Source organism: Streptomyces sp. N35, assembly GCF_016464295.1.
In the GTDB taxonomy this organism is placed as follows: domain Bacteria; phylum Actinomycetota; class Actinomycetes; order Streptomycetales; family Streptomycetaceae; genus Streptomyces.
Genome location: NZ_JAEIMH010000137.1, coordinates 1 through 4,439 on the forward strand (window position 1 = coordinate 1; position 4,439 = coordinate 4,439).

Annotated in this window: 5 protein-coding genes and 1 tRNA gene; 4 read left to right on the forward strand and 2 right to left on the reverse strand. The window is 69.4% G+C overall.

What is annotated here, in order from left to right:
* Window positions 1-47: 47 nt before the first annotated feature.
* The gene (locus tag JAO81_RS39830) at window positions 48-722 is read left to right on the forward strand and encodes a DegT/DnrJ/EryC1/StrS family aminotransferase (RefSeq protein WP_199552898.1); all 675 of its coding nucleotides are present in this window, start codon (window positions 48-50) and stop codon (window positions 720-722) included.
* A gap of 7 nt (window positions 723-729) precedes the next feature.
* On the opposite strand, the gene JAO81_RS39835 is transcribed toward JAO81_RS39830, so the two are convergent.
* Complete coding sequence (locus JAO81_RS39835; protein WP_199552899.1) at window positions 730-1,593, reverse strand: LysR family transcriptional regulator; 864 nt, start codon at window positions 1,591-1,593, stop codon at window positions 730-732.
* An 80-nt stretch (window positions 1,594-1,673) separates the two neighbouring features.
* On the opposite strand from JAO81_RS39835, the gene JAO81_RS39840 reads away from it, so the two are divergent.
* Window positions 1,674-2,603 carry an EamA family transporter gene (locus tag JAO81_RS39840; RefSeq protein ID WP_267913122.1) on the forward strand — a complete coding sequence of 310 codons (930 nt, stop codon included), beginning with the start codon at window positions 1,674-1,676 and terminating at the stop codon, window positions 2,601-2,603.
* A gap of 34 nt (window positions 2,604-2,637) precedes the next feature.
* Window positions 2,638-3,258 (forward strand): NAD(P)-dependent oxidoreductase, encoded by a 621-nt coding sequence (locus JAO81_RS39845; RefSeq protein ID WP_199552900.1) that lies wholly within the window; start codon window positions 2,638-2,640, stop codon window positions 3,256-3,258.
* Window positions 3,259-3,270: 12 nt separating this feature from the next.
* Here the strand turns inward: JAO81_RS39845 and JAO81_RS39850 are convergent, their stop codons facing one another.
* Window positions 3,271-4,185, reverse strand: a complete 915-nt coding sequence (locus JAO81_RS39850; protein WP_199552901.1) for a PHB depolymerase family esterase — start codon at window positions 4,183-4,185, stop codon at window positions 3,271-3,273.
* Window positions 4,186-4,302: 117 nt separating this feature from the next.
* Here JAO81_RS39850 and JAO81_RS39855 point away from each other — a divergent pair.
* Window positions 4,303-4,375 (forward strand) — tRNA-Thr (locus JAO81_RS39855).
* Window positions 4,376-4,439 lie beyond the last annotated feature (64 nt).

The window sequence follows — 4,439 nt, forward strand, 5'->3', positions numbered from 1 at the left end:
TGTTTTGCGTCACTTCCCGTCCACGTTGTCCGGACAGCATCCGCGGCATGGGGACAGTCGCAATGCTCAAGGCCGCGGGTATCGGACTCGGTGACGAGGTGATCGTGCCGGCGTACGGCAACGCCGAGATCGCCGAAGCCGTGGTGTCCGCCGGTGGACTGCCTGTGTTCGCCGATATCGATCCCGGTACGTACTGTCTGGATGCCTCTTCCGTCACCGCCGCCATAGGGCCGTGCACGGCTGCCATTGTCGCCGTGCGGCGCTTCGGGGAGTCGGAGGGGCTGCAGCGGGTGCATGAAGTCGGCACCGGCAAGGGGTTGTTGGTGCTTCTGGAGGCTGACACGGTCGGCCCGGGGTCGGTGGCGCGGCGGCGGGCGCATGCGGCCTATCTGTCGGCTCGTCTCCGGGGCGTCGACGCTCCGGTGCACAGCGCGGGACACACGTATCAGCAGTATGTGGTGCGTGTTCCGGGGAATGGGCGGCCCGATCGTGATGCCTTCGCTCGCGCCGTACGGGCCAAGGGAGTTCGCTGTTCGGTGCCGGTGAAGACTCCGGTGCACCGGCTGCCCGAGTACCGGCGGGATGTGGCGCTGCCCGAGACCGAGCGGGCCGCCGACGAGACGCTCGCGCTGCAGATCGGCGGCGAGCTGAGCCGTCGCGAGCTGCAGCGGATCGTGGCCTCGTGCAATGCGCTCGGTGGGCTGCTCGTGCCCGCCTTCTGAAGGGTGCTCAAGGCAGCGTCTCGAGGAAGGCTCGGGTCGCCGGGGTCGGGTTGAACTTGCTCCATGCCACGTACTCCGCGCGCCGCGGACCGTCGATGACCGACAGGACCCGGACGCCGGGATATGCGTGGGCGATGGGGGAGGGGAGCAGGGCCACGGCCAGGCCGCGGCTCACGATGCGCAGCATCAGTTCGGCCGACATCAGCTCGTAGGCGACCTCGCGATCCAACTCCGCCGCCTCGAAGGCGAGATCGCTCTGTGAGCGGCCCTGGGATCCGACGGGGAAGTCGGCGAAGGGCGACTCGGCGAGCCGGCGGAGTGTGACCTTGCTCTGGTCCGCGAGGGCGTGATCCGGTGCCACCACGGCGACCAGCTTCTCGCGGGCCAGTTCGCGGGTCTCCACTCCCTGGGGTTCGCGTGAGGCCGGCAGGCCCAGGAAGGCGACGTCGAGTTCGCCGGCGGTCACCTGGGCGCTCATGGCGTCGCTCGATCCCACGTGCAGACTGACTTTGACCTGCGGGTACCGCTCGCGATAGCGCTGCAGGACGGTGGGGATGTCGACGGCGGCGACCGTGGGGATGATGCCGATCCTGAGGCTGCCCCTGACCTCGCCGACCGCGGCCGCCGCTTCGGCCGCGGCGAGCTCCGCGGCTTCGACGCACTGTTTCGCCCGTACGAGAAAGGCTTCGCCGGCCGGGGTCAGCTCCACGCGGCGGCTGGTGCGGGCGAAGAGCTGTACGCCCAACTCGCGTTCCAGGGAGCCGATCTGGTGGCTCAGCGCCGACTGGGCGACGTAACACTGGCGGGCGGCGCGGGTGAAGTTGCGGGTCTCGGCGACGGCGAGTGCGTAGCGGAGTTGTCTGAGCTCCATGCGATCTATCGTGCATCGCGATCGGTTCCATGACAACCATGTGTTGGACCGATCGATAGGCACGGGCTGAGACTCTTCGTATGACCACAGTGATGACCCCGCGGCCGGTGAAGCCGGCAGCGCCCAAGGCGCGTTCCCTGGCTGTCGGCGGCACCGTCGCCCTGATCCTGGCCACCGCCCTCGCGCCCATGGCGTGGGGCACGACCTACGCGGTGACGACGGAGTTCCTGCCGCCCGATCACCCGTTGTTCGCGGCGCTGTTGAGGTCGCTGCCCGGTGGACTCCTGCTCGTCCTGCTCACCCGGGTCCTGCCGCACGGCGCGTGGTGGTGGAAGGCGGCGGTGCTCGGTGTGCTGAACATCGGCGCGTTCTATCCGCTGCTCTTTCTGACCGCCGAACTGCTGCCCGGTGGGGTCGCGGCCACGCTCGGTGCCGTACAGCCCCTGATCGTGGCCGGACTCGCGGTCGGTGTGCTGCGGGAGCGGCCGTCGCTGTGGCGGATCGGATGGGCGGTGGCGGGGGCGGTCGGAGTCGGCCTGGTCGTCATCGGTCCTGCCGCCGGGCTCGGGCCCGCCGGGATAGGCGCGGGGCTGCTCGGTACCGCGTCCATGGCGTTCGGTGTCGTCCTCACCAAGCACTGGAAGGCTCCCGCCGGGGTCGGGCCCGTGGCCATGACCGGGTGGCAGCTCACGGCCGGAGGGCTGTTCCTGTTGCCGCTGACCGTGCTGTTCGAGGGTGCTCCTTCGCAGATCGACGGTCAGGCGGTCCTCGGCTACCTGTGGCTGGGGACGGTCGGCGGGTTCATCGCGCACACCCTGTGGCTGCGGGGCATCCGGCGGCTTCCGGTGACCGCCACCGCGCTGCTCGTCCTCGTCTCGCCGCTGGTGGCCGCCGTGATCGGTGCCTCCGTGCTCGGCGAGTCCTTCTCCGCAGTGCAGCTCGTGGGTCTGGTGCTCGCTCTCGGGGCGCTGGTCGCCGGGCAGCTGAGCCCTCGCCGTGCACACAGCTGATCCCCGCCCGTAATCCGAGGAAGGAACTACTCCCATGAAGATCACTGTCATTGGCGCTACGGGCATGGTCGGCAGTCGGGTCACCGCCGAAGCCGTACGTCGGGGGCATGGCGTCACCGCCGTGTCGCGCAGTGCGCCGGAGCGGCTGCCTGAGGGTGCCGAGTGGGTGGCCGGGGACGTGGCACGCCCGCAGGAGCTCGAGCCGCTGATCGCGTCCGCCGATGCCGTCGTCCTCGCGATCCGTCCGGCTCCGGGAGCAGAGGCGGAGATAGCGCCCCTTACCGGGCAGTTGCTCGATGTGGCCGCTGGTACACCGCTCCTGATCGTGGGCGGTGCCGGTCCGCTGCGCAGCCCGTCGGGCGGTCTCGTCGTCGACGACACCGCGTACGTGCCGCGGCAGTGGCGGGCCGTCGCGGCGGCGAGCACCGAGCAACTGCGGGTCAGCACCGGTCACTTCAACACGGGCTGGACCTACCTGAGCCCGCCTGCGCTCCTCGAGCCCGGTGAGCGCACGGGGACGTACCGGCGCGGTGGTGACACCCTCCTCGTCGGCCCGGACGGGCTGTCGCGGATCAGCGCCGAGGATCTGGCGGTGGCGGTGCTCGACGAGTTGCAGGCGCCGTCCGGAGAGCGCCACCTCACCGTCGCCTACTGAACGGGCGTGGCCTCAAGCCGCTTTCTTGGGATGCGACTTGAAGAACTCCCACATCAGGTCCGTGGCGTTCACCGCCGCTTCCCGCTCGGCCATGTCGGCCTTGCCCTGCGGCCAGCTGTGGCCCATCTCCGGCAGCCGGTACGCGACGACTTCGGAGCCGTCCGCACACCGCGCGGCGGTGCGGGTGATCTTCTGCTTCAGCTTCGCGGGCGGCTGCTCCTCGCACTTCAGACGCTCCTGCCAGATGCTGAGGCCGGCGTTGAAGACCGGGTACCACTTGTCCTCGCCGCCGATGAAGGTGATCACCGAGACCGGGGACTTCGGCACGTACGAGGCCGGATCGGTGATACGGCCGCTGTAGCCGCCGCTGACCGGGGCGATGGCGGCGATGGTGTCGGAGAGTTCGACGGCCAGCTTGAAGGACATGTCCCCGCCGTTGGAGATGCCCGTGGCGTAGATCCGCTGCGGGTCGGCACCCCACGTATCGACAAGGCTCTTCGTCATCGTACGGAGGAAGCCGACGTCGTCCGCGCTGCCGCAGCAGACCAGGGCGTTCATCCCGCCGTTGAGGCCCTCGGGATAGACGGTGAGGAAGTTCTCCTGGTCGGCCTTGGCGGACAGGGCGCTGAGCTGGGCGACATGGGTGCCGGTGCTCGGGTACGGGTGCATCACGATCACCAGGGGGAGCTTCTGGCCCGGTGTGTACGAGGGCGGTGCGTGGACCGCGTACGTACGCTTCTCGCCCTTCCAGTCGAGGGTGACGGTCTGGTCGCCGGGCCCTGGACTCGCTTTCGGCGAGGCGGACTTGGACGGCTTCCCGGACTTCTTGTCCTTCGCGTCACCCGAGCCGGATGAGCAGCCGGCCAGCGCGAGGGTGAGCGTAAGGAGGGCGGTGGTGAGTGCGCGGCGTAAACCCGTAGGCGACATGCGCGCATGGTGGCAGCGTCGCAGGGGGCGGTCCAGAGGAAGCGGTGGTTCTGTTGGGGCCGGGATTCGGGGTATGATCTGTGTCGTTGCCGAGCGGGAAACCGTGCAGGTCAACAAGCCCCTATAGCTCAGTCGGTAGAGCGTCTCCATGGTAAGGAGAAGGTCTGCGGTTCGATTCCGCATGGGGGCTCGGACAGGAAAACCACCTGCCCCCCGCCCGCCGGGGGGTGTCTTGTGGTCTGCGCGGCCTCGGC